The sequence below is a fragment of the bacterium genome (assembly GCA_026416715.1).
Taxonomy (GTDB): Bacteria; UBP4; UBA4092; order JAOAEQ01; family JAOAEQ01; genus JAOAEQ01.
In genome coordinates this window covers 134254-150149 of the sequence record JAOAEQ010000003.1, presented here as the reverse complement: position 1 = coordinate 150149, position 15896 = coordinate 134254, and the positions used below count along the sequence as shown (strand labels likewise).

Sequence of the window (15896 nt, the reverse complement as noted above, 5' to 3'; positions counted from 1 at the left end):
TACAGGTACATATACAACACCAACCGCGATATTTAATCCGGTCTGGATTACCACTGATGGAACAGAATGCTATTCGACGTTTGCTTATTCTGGTGATATAGACTGGGCAAAATTCTTCGGAAAAGCAGGACGAACATATCGGATTCGGGTTACCAGCTTTTCACCTGGTGTATCAATAAAATTCTATCTCTATGGCCCTAATGGGAAAACACTGCTAGGATATGGATATACTGAACTTGTTAAACAGCTTAGTGAAACTGGTATCTACTATATTAAGATAATTAACGAATTAACCGGAACAGGCGGATACTCCATTTCAATAACTGATATTACTCCTACTTCAATTCCACCGGAACTTTGGAAAGAATACTAGAATAACGGATTCAATCTCGAAGAAGATTTCGAGATTGAATCCGTTCCCTATCCGTTTACGTTGCATCGTTTACTATTCTTCAAATTAAATTTTATTGTTTAAATTTGGATTTGTAAATATTTATGAAATATACAGAGGTTTTAATCATCGGTTCGGGTATCGCTGGTTGCTCCGCAGCAATTAAACTCGCGGAAGCTGGCCGTTCCGTGATTCTACTCAATCGTAGTCCTGATTTAGCCGAATCGAACACCAACTATGCGCAAGGTGGTATTGTTACGCTTGGTCCAGATGACGACCCGGCAATTTTAGCGCAGGATATTATTAATGCCGGTGATGGATTATGTAATCCTGCTGCCGTTCAAGTTCTCGTTGAATATGGACCAAAATTAGTAACTAATTTTCTCATCAATCAGTTGGGTGTAGAATTTTCCCGGAATGCTTCCGGTCAACTTGATATCACGCTCGAAGCAGCTCATTCTAAACGACGCATCCTCCACGCAGATGATGCCACAGGCGCAGCTATTGAAAAGAAACTAGTTGATGCAGTTAAACAATCCCCAAAAATTACTGTTCTTACGAATTATACCGCAATTGATCTAATTACTCGACCGCATCATTCAACGAATCCGCTGGCAATCTATGACGATGTTACCTGCGCTGGAGTATATGCCCTGAATAATAGCACGCGAAGCGTTGAAACTATTTTCGCTGAGAAAATCATTCTTGCTACTGGCGGTATTGGTCAATTATTTTTGCACACTACAAATCCAGAAGGAGCACGGGGTGACGGAATCGCTATGGCAGCCAGAGCTGGCGCGCAACTTATTAATATGGAATATATCCAATTCCATCCGACCGCTTTTTATCATAAAGATGCTGACCGATTTCTTATTTCCGAATCTATCCGAGGAGAAGGTGCGAAACTATGCAATAAATCCGGCGAATATTTTATGACTCGATATGACCCAGAACTAGCTGACCTCGCTCCACGAGATGTCGTCGCTCGAGCTATCCATGAAGAAATGCTCCGTCGGTCTGATGACCACGTTCTTCTAGATTGTTCTCCACTGAAAAGCAAAGGCATAGATATTTCCGACCGCTTTCCAACCGTTTATCAGAAATGTCTCTCTTACGGAATAGATGCTCAACATATGCCTATTCCAGTTGTTCCGGCAGCACACTATTTCTGCGGTGGGATTAAAGTCGATACTTACGGCCGTACCAATATCCAGAACCTCTATGCGATTGGCGAATGTTCTTGTACTGGACTTCACGGAGCTAACCGTCTTGCGTCAACATCACTTCTTGAAGGACTTGTTTGGGCTACCCGAGCTACAGAAGATATTTGCCAACATTTTACTGTTACTACGAACTTAAAACATTCTTCTGCCAACCAAAGCCAGCACTTGTTGAACTCTGATATACCACCTTGGCAAGATACCGGGCTTGATGAAGATGTTGATCCAGCCCTTATTATTCAGGATTGGGTTACTATCAAGACCACGATGTGGAACTATGCAGGAATTGTCAGAACAACTAAACGGCTAGAACGAGCTCAAGCTGACCTCGAATATCTCTCGCACAGAATTGAACAATTTTATCGAAAAACGAAATTAACCGATGCTCTTATCGGTCTTCGAAACGGTATCCAAGTTGCTCTGCTAATTATCAATGCTGCACAACGGAACCCGATTTCGCGTGGATGTCATTTTAGAAAATAAAATATTTTGCTTTGCTAGAAAATGCAGATTCTGTTAGCGGTTAAGAAACTTTGGTAAAATGGCTATTTTATTTGAATCATCTTATCAAGAGCGGATTTAGCTTTTTGTTGGATATCCGGTGGGACAGTAATTACGGGTTCCATAGTAAGTAAAGATTGATATACTGATTTTAATGTTGTAATTTTCATATTTGGACAAAGCAGTTTATCTGAAGCAAGATAAAATTTCTTTTCTGGATTATCTTTCTGTAATCGATGTAATATTCCCTTTTCCGTTCCGATAATAAATTCTGTTCCTTTTGATTCTTTAACATACTGAACAATACCTTCGGTGCTAGCAATTTTATCCGCTAATTTTCTAACTTCCGGTCTGCATTCTGGGTGGCAAACAAATTCTGCATTCGAGTGTTGCTCCTTTAATTTCATTACTTCTTCCGCAAAAATATACTCGTGAGTTGGACAATATCCATCCCATAATATAAACGTGGGTTCAGTTATAGCTGATTCAATTGGTAACGAAATGATTGGTCTGGCTTCTTTCCCCAACCTTTTTTCAGTCTGCTCTGCAACCCAGGAACCAAGATTTTTATCCGGAACAAATAAAATGCTTTTATCCCGCGGGATACTTTGGACAACCTTAACTGCGTTTCCGGACGTACAACAAATATCACTAACGGATTTCACTGCTGCTGTTGTATTGACATAACTTACGACTACTAGTTCGGTTTTGGAATTAGAAAGTTGGAATTTAACTTTCTGGATTTGTTCTGCAGTTGCCATATCTGCTAAAGGACAACCTGCATTTATTTCCGGTAAAATAACGGTTTTTTCTGGACAGAGAATAGCGGCAGATTCCGCCATAAAATGTACCCCACAGAAAATCACAACTTTCGCTGGGGTTTGCGCTGCTATAATACTCAATCCAAGAGAATCACCAACAAAATCAGCGATATCCTGTATTTCACCCAGCTGATAGTTATGGGCTAAAATTACCGCATTCCGTTCTTTTCGTAACCGATTAATTTCTGTTATATAGAACTGTTGATTTTCCATAAATTTTCTTTTCGTAGGTATTACAGCAGGATCTCGGCGTTAAGCGACATGTCAACGTGCCACCGGGAAAAGTAACATTGCTTCAAAAACATTATCTCCGCAAATAGGCAAATAAGTTATATTACGACATTTCGGTATAGTATCGGGATATTGGGCATAGGTTATGCCATTAGACCTTTACCTTAATACTCCGAAATGATTTTTTATTCAATAATAATGTTGTCTATCAATCTCGTTTTTCCAATATATACTGCTATTGCAATTAATACCGGTTCTGTTATAACGTTTACATCATCTAAAGTTTTCGGGTCAACTATTGAAACATAATCAATCCGCGCATCCGGTTGACTTGAAATTAACTGTTGCATCGCCTGAATGATACGAGCCGCATTTTTTTCACCTTGCTTAATTATCGATTGCGCAAGTTGCAGTGATTGATAGAGAACCACGGCTTGCCGTCGTTCATTATCTGACAAGTATTTATTTCTAGAACTCATCGCTAAACCATCGCATTCTCGCGTTGTAGGAAGAATAACCACCTTTACTGGAATATTTAAATCTTGAACCATTTTCGAGAGTAATATCGCTTGTTGCGCGTCTTTTTGACCTAGATAGAGCGTATCCGGTTGCACGATATTCAATAATTTAGTAACAATCGTTGCTACTCCACGAAAATGCCCTGGTCGACTTTTTCCACATAAACGTTTGCTTAACTGCTCAACGGTTACATAGGTCTGATATCCTTCTGGATAAATTTGTTCATCAGAAGGGATAAAGAGACAATCTATCCCAATCGGTTCTGCTAAACTTATATCGTGATTTAAATCACGGGGGTATTGCGTAAAATCTTCTTGCGGACCGAATTGGGTCGGATTTACATAAATACTTACAACAACCCGGTCACACTGTTTCCTTGCTTCCCGCATTAAATTCAGATGTCCTTCGTGGAAATAGCCCATTGTCGGAACAAACCCAATCGTCCGATTCTCTTTGCGAACATTATTCGACCAGGTTTGCATTTCACCAATATTTTTAATAATCTGCATAGACATAATTGACTTGAATGTCGGTGGAATTATATCAATTGAAGAAATTTATTATATTCGACTTCGTCAATTTCAAATGCGTGGTCTTGGGTAGGAAAACTACCAGATTGAACTTCAGATTGGTACTGTTGAATAGCGGATTTCATCTGCTCAAACAAACGCGCATATATCTTGACGTGTTTGGGATATTTTCCTTCATACATTCCTAAAACATCGTGGAGAACGAGAACCTGACCGTCACACCATACTCCAGAACCGATACTAATCGTTGGAATAGCAAGTTTTTCTGAGATCACTTTTGCAACCTTCCAAGGAACACATTCTAATACGATACTAAATACACCTAATTGTTCTAAAGCCAACGCGTCATCAAATAATCGTTTTGCTGTCTCCGCATCTCTTCCTGTTACTTTATATCCACCAAACCGATGGATCGATTGCGGGACTAATCCGATATGACCCATAACGGGGATTCCAGCGTCAAGGATAGCGCGAATAGTTGGGATACGTTCCTTTCCACCTTCAATTTTAACTGCGTGTGCGCCAGCATCTTTAATAAATCTGCCAGCATTACGTACTGCTTCCTCGATACTTACCTGATACGACATAAATGGCATATCACCAACTATCACGGCAGAACCATTACCCCGTGCTACTGCTTTTGTATGATGAATCATTTCATCCATTGTTACCGGCAGAGTGGTTTGATAACCTAAAATAACCTGACCTAATGAATCGCCAACGATAATGATATCTATCCCAAGCTGGTCAAGTAACTGTGCACTATAAAAGTCATATGCTGTTAACGCAACGATTTTTTTCTTATCGCGTTTCTTTTGGATAATTTTTGTGACAGTCATCATAATAGTTCAGAAATAATATTCAGGCGGTCAAATAATGTTGAATCCAAACGGATCAATTTCAATCTGGTTATTCGGAAAGGTATGTGTAATCTACACTTTAATCTTGCCAATCTTTTGTACCTTTTCCATATGAAAAGGTTCACCTTTTTTACTCGCCGTTCGTGCCCGTGCTTTTAACTCGGATAGTAAAGTAGCGATAGTTTTTTTCAGAACTGGATGGTAGAGTTTCGGGGCTATTTCCGCTAATGGAATAAGAACAAAAGCGCGGTTGGCTATCTCCGGATGCGGTACCTTAAGATTTTCATCATCAATCAATATTTTACCAAAAAAGAGGATATCTAAATCGATCGTGCGCGGTCCCCCTTTTTTGTTCCGTTTCCGATGGAGTTTATACTCTATTTCTTGCAAATATCGATGTAACGCTTCCGGTCCTAAATCGGTCTGCAATTTGATGACTGCGTTTAAGAATTCCGGCTGGTCTTTATGTGGTCCCCATGGTTCAGTTTTATATAGAGACGATATTTTTAAAATTTTAACCTGCGGGCATGCATAGAGGTAATCTATCGCCTGTTGAATATTCTGGCTCCGGTCACCAAGGTTAGACCCTAACGAAATATATGCAATACGTCTCATCATAATAAACATATCCTTAATCCCGCCACTTTTATCTTAGTGTTTATTCTATTTATATTGGTTTCGGATTTCGGATTTGCGATATCAAATTTTATGGATATATTATATCTTGATTTTAGCAATACGGTCAACTGCTTCTGCTAAACGGGATTCTGCCGTAGTTAACGTCATCCGAATATACCCTTCCCCATACTGGCCAAATCCGATTCCTGGAGTTGTTACGATACCAGCTTCTTGAATGAGTTTTTCTGTAAATTCCATTGATGTATATCCTTGGGGGACAGCTACCCAAACATAGAATCCAGCTAACGGTTTATTGACCTTTATCCCACAGGATTCTAGCCCAGAAACTAAAACATCGCGTCGCCGTTGATAAATTTCTCGCATCTCTTGAACACTTCGCATATCTCCGGTCAACGCTGCTATTCCCACTTCTTGAATCGCACCAAATACTCCGGAATCAAGATTACTTTTAATAAAAAGTAAACCTGATAATATCTCGGGATTACCCACAGCAAAACCAATTCGCCAACCGGTCATGTTAAATGTTTTTGATAAGGAATGGAACTCGATTCCGACTTCTTTCGCACCTTTTGCTTGGAGAAAACTCGGCGGTTGATATCCATCAAAACTGATTTCGGTATATGCAGCATCGTGACAAATAATGAGATTATGTCGCTTAGCGAATTCAACGACCTGTTCAAAAAACGATACCGTGACCGTTGCTCCGGTTGGATTATTTGGATAATTGAGAAACATCAATTTGGTTTTGGGACAAACTTTTTTCTCTAATGTACTTAGATTCGGCAGAAATCCATTTCGTTTTTTTAAAGCATAAAACTGGGGTTTTCCACCAGCAAAAATCGTCCCGGATAGATAAACCGGATACCCCGGGTCTGGAATTAATACTTTCTCCCCTGGATTGATAAACGCTAATGGAATATGTCCGATCCCTTCTTTCGACCCGATTAATGTTATCACTTCTGTTTTCGGGTCAAGGTCAACGTTAAATCGCGTTTTATACCATTGGGCTACTGCTTCTCGAAATGTTAGGAATCCTTCATACGGTGGGTATTGATGATATAATGGGTTATTGGCAGCCACAGCAAGTTTATCAATAAGATGTTTTGGGGTTGGTAAATCCGGGTCACCGATCCCGAGATTGATAATATCAATTCCACGAGCTATTGCTTCCCGTTTTAATTGATCTATGCGAAAAAATAAATATGGCGGGATTGCTTCGGTTCGTTTTGCGCGTTGAAATTTTTGTTCCATAAATGTTATCGTATCTCCTGTGTTGTATTATATATTTATTTGCTGGAGACTATCGTTGTTGCTTTTGGGTTCCTTCCGTAAGTGTTTTAACAAATCCTCGGGGGTCACTTGCACGAGATACAGCTTCATCGTAGGTTATCAACCCGCGTTCATATAAATTCTGCAAGGATTTATCCATCGATTGCATACCAAATTCACCGCTGGTCTGTAATAATGTGGCTATCTGTTCAGTTTTTTGGGTCCGGATAACATTTCGTACCGCAGGTGTAGCCGCAAGGATTTCTACGGCAACAACTCGTCCGCCGCCAATTTTCGGGATTAACTGCTGGGCAATTATCGCTTGCAGACATCCAGCTAATTGGATGCGAACTTGGTCTTGCTGATATGGTGGAAAAACATCGATAATCCGGTCTATCGTTTGCGCTGCATCAGGAGTATGCAATGTCGCTAAAACTAAATGCCCGGTTTCCGCAGCGGTTAATGCGGTTGATATCGTTTCTAAATCTCGCATTTCTCCTATACAGATGACATCCGGATCTTGCCGTAAACAATGCCGTAATGCAATAGGAAATGAATGCGTATCTGCAGCAATTTCCCGCTGTTTCACTACCCCTTTATGATGTTGGAGCACATATTCAATTGGGTCTTCAATGGTGATGATAAGACAATTCCGTTCTCGACTGATTAAATCTAACATTGCAGCTAATGTTGTAGTTTTTCCCATTCCAGTAGGTCCGGTTACCAATACCAATCCATTCGGCCGGCGCGCAAATGACGCAATTACCGGCGGAAGTCCGAGTTCTTCAATCGTTAATATTTTCGTTGGAATCGCACGAAACGCCGCTTCTACGTTCCCTTTTTCTTTATGCACATTGACTCGGAATCGACCGACGCCCTCTAATTGAACAGAAAAATCCAATTCCCATTCTCGTTCAAATTTCGACCTCTGTTCATCATTCAGTAACGAGTAGATAGCTGCGCGCGTTTCAGCACGAGTCAACGGCGTTTTGCTCGCTGGTATCAAGCGCCCGTCAACTCGAATCATCGGCGGAACGTCAACGACTAAATGCAAATCGGATGCTCCAGCGTCAACGGTCTGTGTTAATAGACCCTTGATATCAATCATAATGCTACCAACTCCCTTCTTGATTGATACGGATTAATTGCATAATTTCTGTAGCAATATGTTTTGCCGGATTATCAATTGGAAAATTCTGAATCATTCGATTGCGCATCGCTTCCAGTTCGGTTTTCTCGCGAAAAAGCTTATCGACAATCAGACTCACTTCACTAACTTCATCCGTCCGAATAGCTACCCCTTGGCTGACCAAATATTGACTATTCTTTTCCTCTTGTCCGGGAATGGGTTTAACAATCAGCATTGGCAGCTTTTTAATCAATGCTTCTGTACTGGTTAATCCGCCAGATTTCGTTATAATTAAATCACTGATACTCATTAATTCGTGAACGTTATCAATAAATCCAAAGATATATAATGGATGACGCGATGATGCGGTGAATCCTTGCAGTTCTCGTTCGAGCTTTTTATTCAATCCAGTTACCACTAATATCTGAAACGGTGTCTGACATTGCATTAAACTTTCAATTATCTCAGGGATAGGACCAAATCCGAGACTACCGCCCATAACCAATACGACATTCATCTGGTCTGAAACCCCGAGTTTTTCGCGGACCTGCTGTCGGTCACATGGCATCGAAAATACTTTATCCACAGGGATTCCTAATATTTTAATTCGGGATTCTGGAACACCACGGGCAATTAATTTCTCTTGTGTAAATTTAGCGGCTACCGTATATAAATCTACTCCTTCAGTAGGCCAGTAGTGATTCGCTTCAAAATCTGTTATCACTGCTACCAATGGAACTTTTAATTCTCCGGAACGTTTCATTGTTGAAATGACACCGCAGGGAAACGCTTGAGTACAAATCACTGCATGCGGAGCATAGGCTACTAGGAAATTTTTAAATTTCGCTGAATTCTTCTTATGTATATATTCACGAAACTTACTTGACCATTCCGCTAATCGGTCGTTATCATACAAGTAATCCCAGATTTCCGGGGTGGTTTTTAAGATACTTAAATAGGTTCGGTTGACGACCCGCTCTACAAATGGATTAGTAGTACAATCAAAAAAATTAGCGTTGACCACCTCAACTTCAGGATAATAACTTCGAAATGATTTCTCTAGCGCATTCGCCGCCTGCTGATGTCCAGACCCTTTTGGCACTGAAAGAATTAAAATTCGTTTATCCATAATGGTGTATTATCGTAACATAGAGAAGTAGATTCGAGCAATGGATAGCAAGATACACTCGCGATGCTAAACATCTAAATCCAAATGTCAAAAAGATAGCAAAATCTAAACTGCATAGACTGAAAATTGAAAATGGTTAACTGCTACTGTTGTATTGAGTAGACATATGAAGTGCTTTAGTGCTTTAGTTTTTCCGTTATTATTGCAGAAATTTGGTCGAACGCTGGTTTTAACGCTGGATATAATCCTTTAAATATCTGATAGAACTCGTTATATCTTTTACTATTTTCAAGTATTGGGTCAGTTACACTGGTTACTGTAACGATTCGTTCAACGGCAGTTGCAATATCCGGATAAACTCCTGCACCAACTCCAGCGAGTATTGCAGCACCAAGTGCCGCCCCTTCAGTCGTATTAACGGTTACTACTGGTGTATTAAATATATCCGCACAAATCTGCCGCCATAATCCGGATTGAGCACCGCCACCAGTAACGCGAATCTGTTGTATCGGTTGTCGCAGTTCACGCATTATCTCCAGACTATCTCGCATACCAAAGGTAACTCCTTCGAGTACGGCACGGATTAAATCTTCCCGAGTCGTTTTTGCGGTAATTCCGAAAAAAACTGATTTCGCATTGGGGTCACCGTGCGGACTTCGTTCGCCCATTAAATATGGCAAAAAGATTACACCATTACTACCTACCGGCACTAGACTTGCTGCTTCGGTTAAGATTTCATAAGGGTCAACCTTCCGTTTTTTCGCTATTTGTTTTTCGAAAACACCGAGTTGGTCGCGAAACCAACGAAATGAGAATCCCGCTGATAACATACATCCCATTAAATACCACTTATACCGCACCGAATGGCAAAAACTATGCACTCTCAATTTCGGGTCAACCTTAACGGTATCGGTATGACAAAAAATCACCCCGGAAGTACCGATACTCGCCAGAACCCTGCCTTCGAGAATAATCCCGTTACCGATAGCACTGCAGGTGTTATCCGCACCACCGGCAATAACCGGGGTTCCTACTTTTAACCCAGTTGTTAATGCAACTTTTTTGGTTATTTCACCGCAAACCGAGTCCGATTCATAACAGTTTGGAAACCAATCTGGATTGATATCGAGTCTTTGCAACATTTCAGATGACCACGTTCGTTGTTTATTATCAAACAAAATTGTGCCTGAAGCATCAGAAACTTCCGTAGCAAGAACGCCGGTCAGTTTATATCGCACATAATCTTTGGGAAGAACGAGTTTATTAACTCGCGCATAATGCTCCGGCTCACAATCACGTAACCAAAGGATTTTCGGGGCAGTGAATCCGGATAATGCGGTATTTCCGACGAGTTCTCGGAGTTTATCCAGTCCGATTTTTTCGATTATTGTTTGACATTGTTCTACTGTTCTCTGGTCATTCCACAGAATACATGGTCGAACCGGTCGCAAGTTCTTATCTAGAAACACAGCGCCATGCATCTGACCGGATAAACTGATTCCTTTAACTTCAGCAGAATTTATTTTGCTACGTTGCAAAACTTTTCTGATACTTTTGACCGTTGCTTTCCACCAATTTTCCGGCTCTTGCTCCGACCAACCCGGATGCGGTTGCTCTAACGGATACTCGATAACTGATTTCGTAACAACGTTTCCTTTAGTATCAAATAGCACAGTTTTTGCACCGCTAGTTCCGACATCAATTCCAATGAGATACGGCATAATACTCCTCTTTTCTAGTTTGATTTAATTGTATGCTAATAAAATTACCATAGACTCTGAATTTTATCAATATCACCCGATGTACGTTCGGTTACACTTTCGTTATCACCATGGTCTCGTAGTGGAGTTACTACGAACGAGATATTATCTCGTTCGTAGTAACTCCCTATTTAGCCGAGTTTTGAAAATAGATAAAAATCATAAAAGACACGATAAAATTGCTTGACAAACAGTGCGTATAATTGCTATCGTAAATGGTAAAATTTTTATGAAATTGAAATTATACAAGCTTAACTCACCACCAACTATTTTATTAGGACTTATTATTCTTGGGTTTCTGATTAGGATAATTCCGTATCACGCGGCGATTCAGAATAATTTTATCAACTTTTTTGAACAAGACCCATACTATCATCTCCGCCGGGTTTTTCTAGCTTTATCACATCATTTCTATATTCCGAGTTATGATAGTTATTCCGGTTTCCCACAAGGACTCTATTGCTTCTGGCCAAGTTTCTACGACTTACTAATTGCAATTCCAGCTTGGTTAATCGGGTTCGGCAAGCCAACCAGATATATTGTTGAACTGATCGCTGCATTCGTTCCTCCAATTCTCGGCGCATTAACCTTGATTTCGGTGTATCTGTTGACTAAAGAAGTCTTTAACAAAAAAATCGGATTATTTACCGCATTTTTCTATGCTCTATTACCAGGACATATTTACTGGACACTTATCGGCAGACCAGACCATCATTCTGCAGAACCGATTTTCCCGCTGCTAATGTTTTGGTTTCTCCTGCTCTCTCTCAAGCAACAGAGGTCAGAAGCCAGCGGTCAGAAGTTAGAAAGAACCCTACCTACGGTCTACTCTCTACGGTTGCCTATTTTAACCGGCGTTATGCTCGTCTGTAGTCTGCTCGTTTGGCCAGGCGCATTGATTTTTATCGGAATTTTAGTCCTTTATTTATTAATTCTTATCTCTATTGCACATGGTGATAAACCAAAAACTATCTATCTAACCAAACTCAATATAACAATTTTCGGTACTGCCTTCCTAATCTTACTGCCAATTTGTGCAAGTACCTATTGGGGTAAACATTTTTTATTCGCTTATGATGCATTAAGTTGGTTCCATATCGTTCTCATTTGCGGAATTTTAGGTATCTTAATTTTGTTAGGATACCTTTCTTTATGGTTCAGTAATCAACCTCGTTGGCGGTACGTTCTATCAGGTCTCTGGTTCCTCATCGTTCTCTATATCATAATCTATTTAATCCTACCAACATTCACCAGCCATTTTATGAACGGAATTGGTTGGGTGATTAAATCTGACCCTTGGCTGAAAACAATTACCGAATTCCAACCGCTATTTATCAGTATGGGCGTTTTTTCCGCATTCCGCCCGACTAGCTTTTTCGGATATGGATTCTATTTGCTCCCATTAGTCTATTGGATTTTGTTCTATAGACTCATGAAAAAAAGACAATTGCCGGGGTTCGGCTCTGATTCGCCGATTCTGCAATTTTCCGATTCTGGAATCTTATGGTTCTGTATTTTTTTCATCTGCATCATCATCCTAGGGTTAATGCAAAGTCGGTTTTCTCATTTTCTGGCTTATCTCGTTGCCGTCGGTTATGCATTTTTAACACTAATTTTAACAGAGCGGTTCCAAGATTTATTTATTAAATCCGAAATACGGAATACGAAATCCGAAATTATCCGCTTCCTGCTAACAGCGGTTTGTCTTCTAGTTCTATTGATGCCTTGCTTACGCGAGATCCGCTCGTTACCTTGGAAATATGCCGGGGTTCCAAAAGAATGGCGGGAAACCTTACTCTGGATTAAACAGAATACTCCCGCTACCCGATATTATGATAAACCGAATAAAATCCCGGAATACGGAATACTTGCTCCTTGGATAGCCGGACATTGGATAAATTATATTGCTGAACGACCAACTATTTGCAACGGATTCCATACTAACGCAGATAATAACCGAGCTGGCATGCGGTTTTTTTTGACTGAAGATGAAATGATTGCGACTCGGATTTTAGATGAGAAAAAAGCAAGATATATTATTTTAACTGATTTGACTCCGAATCTATTAGAATATGGAAAATTAATTGGAACCGATGCCAGCGAATATATCTACCGAATGGTTCAGCATCCGAAAGAAGGCGGAACACGAATCGCATTTTTACCTACACAACAGTTCTATCGTCTGATTTCATCCCAACTCTATCTATTCGATGGAATGGATAAGGAGAGCCGAACTGCATTAGGAAATTATCGATTAGTCTATGAAACCTCAGCACAATGGAATGTTGAATCAGAACAAGTCAGTTGCTTGAAAGTTTTCGAGAAGGTTAAAGGCGCATCGATAATTGGGCATACGACTCCGAAAACAATAGTTAGGATTTCCGTTCCGATAATCACGAATACTGGTCGAGAGTTCGTTTATTCCGTTGAAACAATAGCTGATTATACCGGCACCTATAAATTTACTGTCCCTTATAGCACCGAAGATAACCCCTACCCGACGAAAGCAAAATCATCTTATTCAATTTCTTGGGCAAAACAAAAGAAATCGATTGTATCAGACGTGAATGAACGACAAGTGACCAAAGGTGAGGTAATAAATTTAACGAAAACTAACTAGTAATATAAATTCAAAAAGCTTCAGCAATATCAGTGTGTAGTAACAAAAACAGTAGATACTTTTGAACAAATACTTTTTATTCTCTTTAATTATTTTAAAGAATTCATCCTCGCTTCTAGTTTTAATTCACTACACATTAATACTATTCTTATATTTTTTTCATATGCTATTCTTATAGAAAGTTTTAGTAGCTATTATTTCATAATCTACTTTATCATCTAAATAGCAAGTATCGTCTTCGTTATGACCGCCTAATACATCACCCATAAGAACATAATTTATATTTTCTCTACTCAGAAAATATTTAAGCTCATTTTGATTGAATTCTTGTTAATATTTACAAAATGGCTTCGATCTAATGTCAATGAGAAATTCGATATTGTACTTTTTAAGAATATCAATAAATTCATTAATGGTACGATTACCGTAACCAATTGTAAACAATTGATTTTCATATTAATACTATACCTAAAACTAAAATAAACAATATTTAAATTATTATGAGAATGAACTAATCAAATGTAATATATTGGTTTATTATATGGTGATCCCTAATTTTCTATTTTTTCTTCTTGTTTCAATCTTTCAACGTCTAATTTTTGCGTTTTTTTCTGACCTATAAATACTTTCCACATACCATCCTTACATTGCCTATAATAAAATCGGTAGTCATAGTCAATATCTTTTCTTTCGAACCATTTATGTGTACCCTCAACACGTTTTCCTTTTATATTGCCAGTAGATAACGCCCTTATATCTTGCAGAACTTCAATAGGATCTTTTATTTCGCTCCATAGTGTATCAATTGTTCCCGGCATAAAATCAATTTGTGGCAAAAATACCCTAAGCATATCGCGGAATAAATCATTGGGATTCTTTCCTCGTACATTTTTCTCCGGTGTAATATGTGCTTCACTATATTGCTTTACTAATTGCTCTATTTTTAAATTTAATGAATTTAATTGAGTTTGTAATTTAGTATTCTCCATTAATAGATTATCTATTTCCTTTTGTTTATCTTTGAGCTCAGAGTCAAATGTTTTGATATATTTATTAAGTTCATCACTTTTATTTTCATATTCTTGGTTTAATCTACTATTCTCTACTCTTAATTTTTCGATAATTTCAGATGATCTTTCTGTTCCGGGGACAGCTTTTTGTATTTCTAATAACTGTTCTTCAAGTTTTCGTATTTTCTTCCGTTTTATTTTTAAATCAAGTTGCACTTTTTCGTATATTTTATATAATTCATCGTATTGCTTACGACTGTGTTCTAAACGTTCATTTAATCGTTTGTTTTCGTCTAATGCTACTGTAATTTTCTGTAATTCAATTTCTATTGATGATAATTTTTCTTCAAGTAAATCTTCCTTTTGCTTAATAATAGGAATATTTGGTTTAATATTTGTTTTGAATTTTCCTTGTGTTTTAGTCTCTTTTGTTATTTTTGAAGTTGAGAAAATATTATCGATTTTTTCCTGCGAAGGATGTTCTCCTTTTTCATCACTAATCCGATAAAACCATTTATATAAAATTCCGTTACTAGCAGGACGATAACTAAAACCTGCATGCAATACTTTTAATCCATTCTTTTTAATAATCTGTTCAATGTCCTTATATTCGTTTTCAGTAATATCCCGAAATAATAAATAACTATAATAACCTGTATTATCATAAAACCATTTTGAGTTATCTAAAGGAAAGTTGGTAATCATATAATTACTCCTCCTTTAAAATTCCGGCAATAACTTCTTCAATTTCAGATATTTCTCTAATAGTCGGTATATATCAGCTAAATCTTTCTGTCGTTAACTTTTCTGCTTCTAGCTCTCGATATAAACGCTTGGTATCGAGAATCAGTCTGAATTTGAATCCGGATATCGGATTTCGGACTGGTTACATTGATGCTATGCGGAAAGCGTTCAACTTTAAATTTCTTTTTCGCTGCTTTAACTAATTCATCTATCGAATCAGTTGCGATAATAATATCTAGATATAAACTTACCACCGGTTCAACATACGCATTAACCGCTAGCCCGCCGATAACACAATATTTGATTTTCAGCCTCTTTAATAAATCAAGAAATTGCTGAATGATATCGTCTCGACCGTTACTAACCGATTGCAGAAACTCTTTTTGAGTCATATTAACTAATCGCGAATTCAACAAATTTAACGAATTCTTCTAAACCATCAAACAGAAGCGGATTGCAAAATTTCGCAATTTGTTCGCTTAACCTAGTTATATCAATATTCCAAAAATCAAACTTACCGCAG

General features: G+C 38.6%; 13 protein-coding genes. 3 read left to right on the top strand and 10 right to left on the bottom strand.

Annotation, left to right across the window (positions count from 1 at the left end):
- A partial coding sequence (locus N3A72_02270; protein ID MCX7918435.1) for a hypothetical protein occupies positions 1-373 on the top strand: 373 nt, incomplete at its 5' end.
- Between the two features lie 122 nt (positions 374-495).
- Positions 496-2094, top strand: coding sequence for an L-aspartate oxidase (gene nadB / locus N3A72_02265; GenBank protein MCX7918434.1), 1599 nt, complete (start codon positions 496-498; stop codon positions 2092-2094).
- 62 nt (positions 2095-2156) lie between these two features.
- Here the strand turns inward: nadB and nadA are convergent, their stop codons facing one another.
- The 8 genes from nadA to xylB all read right to left on the bottom strand — a co-directional run bounded on the left by nadA (position 2157) and on the right by xylB (position 10960).
- Positions 2157-3146 (bottom strand): quinolinate synthase, encoded by a 990-nt coding sequence (gene nadA, locus N3A72_02260; GenBank protein ID MCX7918433.1) that lies wholly within the window; start codon positions 3144-3146, stop codon positions 2157-2159.
- 203 nt (positions 3147-3349) lie between these two features.
- Complete coding sequence (gene panC / locus N3A72_02255) at positions 3350-4192, bottom strand: pantoate--beta-alanine ligase (GenBank protein MCX7918432.1); 843 nt, start codon at positions 4190-4192, stop codon at positions 3350-3352.
- Between the two features lie 29 nt (positions 4193-4221).
- A complete protein-coding gene (gene panB, locus N3A72_02250; GenBank protein ID MCX7918431.1) occupies positions 4222-5055 on the bottom strand; it encodes a 3-methyl-2-oxobutanoate hydroxymethyltransferase in 834 nt (277 codons plus the stop codon).
- 90 nt (positions 5056-5145) lie between these two features.
- Complete coding sequence (gene folK / locus N3A72_02245; protein MCX7918430.1) at positions 5146-5691, bottom strand: 2-amino-4-hydroxy-6-hydroxymethyldihydropteridine diphosphokinase; 546 nt, start codon at positions 5689-5691, stop codon at positions 5146-5148.
- Between the two features lie 99 nt (positions 5692-5790).
- Positions 5791-6963, bottom strand: a complete 1173-nt coding sequence (locus tag N3A72_02240) for an LL-diaminopimelate aminotransferase (protein MCX7918429.1) — start codon at positions 6961-6963, stop codon at positions 5791-5793.
- A 49-nt stretch (positions 6964-7012) separates the two neighbouring features.
- Positions 7013-8089, bottom strand: a complete 1077-nt coding sequence (locus N3A72_02235; protein ID MCX7918428.1) for a type IV pilus twitching motility protein PilT — start codon at positions 8087-8089, stop codon at positions 7013-7015.
- Positions 8090-8093: 4 nt separating this feature from the next.
- A complete protein-coding gene (locus tag N3A72_02230; protein ID MCX7918427.1) occupies positions 8094-9239 on the bottom strand; it encodes a hypothetical protein in 1146 nt (381 codons plus the stop codon).
- Between the two features lie 176 nt (positions 9240-9415).
- Positions 9416-10960, bottom strand: coding sequence for a xylulokinase (gene xylB, locus N3A72_02225; protein ID MCX7918426.1), 1545 nt, complete (start codon positions 10958-10960; stop codon positions 9416-9418).
- A gap of 268 nt (positions 10961-11228) precedes the next feature.
- On the opposite strand from xylB, the gene N3A72_02220 reads away from it, so the two are divergent.
- Positions 11229-13619 (top strand): glycosyltransferase family 39 protein, encoded by a 2391-nt coding sequence (locus N3A72_02220; protein ID MCX7918425.1) that lies wholly within the window; start codon positions 11229-11231, stop codon positions 13617-13619.
- 551 nt (positions 13620-14170) lie between these two features.
- Here the strand turns inward: N3A72_02220 and N3A72_02215 are convergent.
- On the bottom strand, positions 14171-15334 hold the full coding sequence (locus N3A72_02215; GenBank protein ID MCX7918424.1) for a hypothetical protein: 1164 nt from the start codon (positions 15332-15334) through the stop codon (positions 14171-14173).
- A gap of 77 nt (positions 15335-15411) precedes the next feature.
- Entirely contained in the window at positions 15412-15765 is a 354-nt protein-coding gene (locus N3A72_02210) for a hypothetical protein (protein ID MCX7918423.1), read from the bottom strand.
- Between the last annotated feature and the right edge of the window lie 131 nt (positions 15766-15896).

Excerpts from the sequence above, each read along its gene's own strand:
- xylB (MCX7918426.1), bottom strand. The coding sequence starts at position 10,960 with ATGCCGTATCTCATTGGAATTGATGTCGGAACTAGCGGTGCAAAAACT.
- N3A72_02235 (MCX7918428.1), bottom strand. The coding sequence starts at position 8,089 with ATGATTGATATCAAGGGTCTATTAACACAGACCGTTGACGCTGGAGCA.
- folK (MCX7918430.1), bottom strand. The coding sequence starts at position 5,691 with ATGATGAGACGTATTGCATATATTTCGTTAGGGTCTAACCTTGGTGAC.
- panB (MCX7918431.1), bottom strand. The coding sequence starts at position 5,055 with ATGATGACTGTCACAAAAATTATCCAAAAGAAACGCGATAAGAAAAAA.
- N3A72_02215 (MCX7918424.1), bottom strand. The coding sequence starts at position 15,334 with ATGATTACCAACTTTCCTTTAGATAACTCAAAATGGTTTTATGATAAT.
- panC (MCX7918432.1), bottom strand. The coding sequence starts at position 4,192 with ATGCAGATTATTAAAAATATTGGTGAAATGCAAACCTGGTCGAATAAT.
- N3A72_02230 (MCX7918427.1), bottom strand. The coding sequence starts at position 9,239 with ATGGATAAACGAATTTTAATTCTTTCAGTGCCAAAAGGGTCTGGACAT.
- nadA (MCX7918433.1), bottom strand. The coding sequence starts at position 3,146 with ATGGAAAATCAACAGTTCTATATAACAGAAATTAATCGGTTACGAAAA.
- N3A72_02240 (MCX7918429.1), bottom strand. The coding sequence starts at position 6,963 with ATGGAACAAAAATTTCAACGCGCAAAACGAACCGAAGCAATCCCGCCA.
- N3A72_02220 (MCX7918425.1), top strand. The coding sequence starts at position 11,229 with ATGAAATTGAAATTATACAAGCTTAACTCACCACCAACTATTTTATTA.
- nadB (MCX7918434.1), top strand. The coding sequence starts at position 496 with ATGAAATATACAGAGGTTTTAATCATCGGTTCGGGTATCGCTGGTTGC.
- N3A72_02210 (MCX7918423.1), bottom strand. The coding sequence starts at position 15,765 with ATGACTCAAAAAGAGTTTCTGCAATCGGTTAGTAACGGTCGAGACGAT.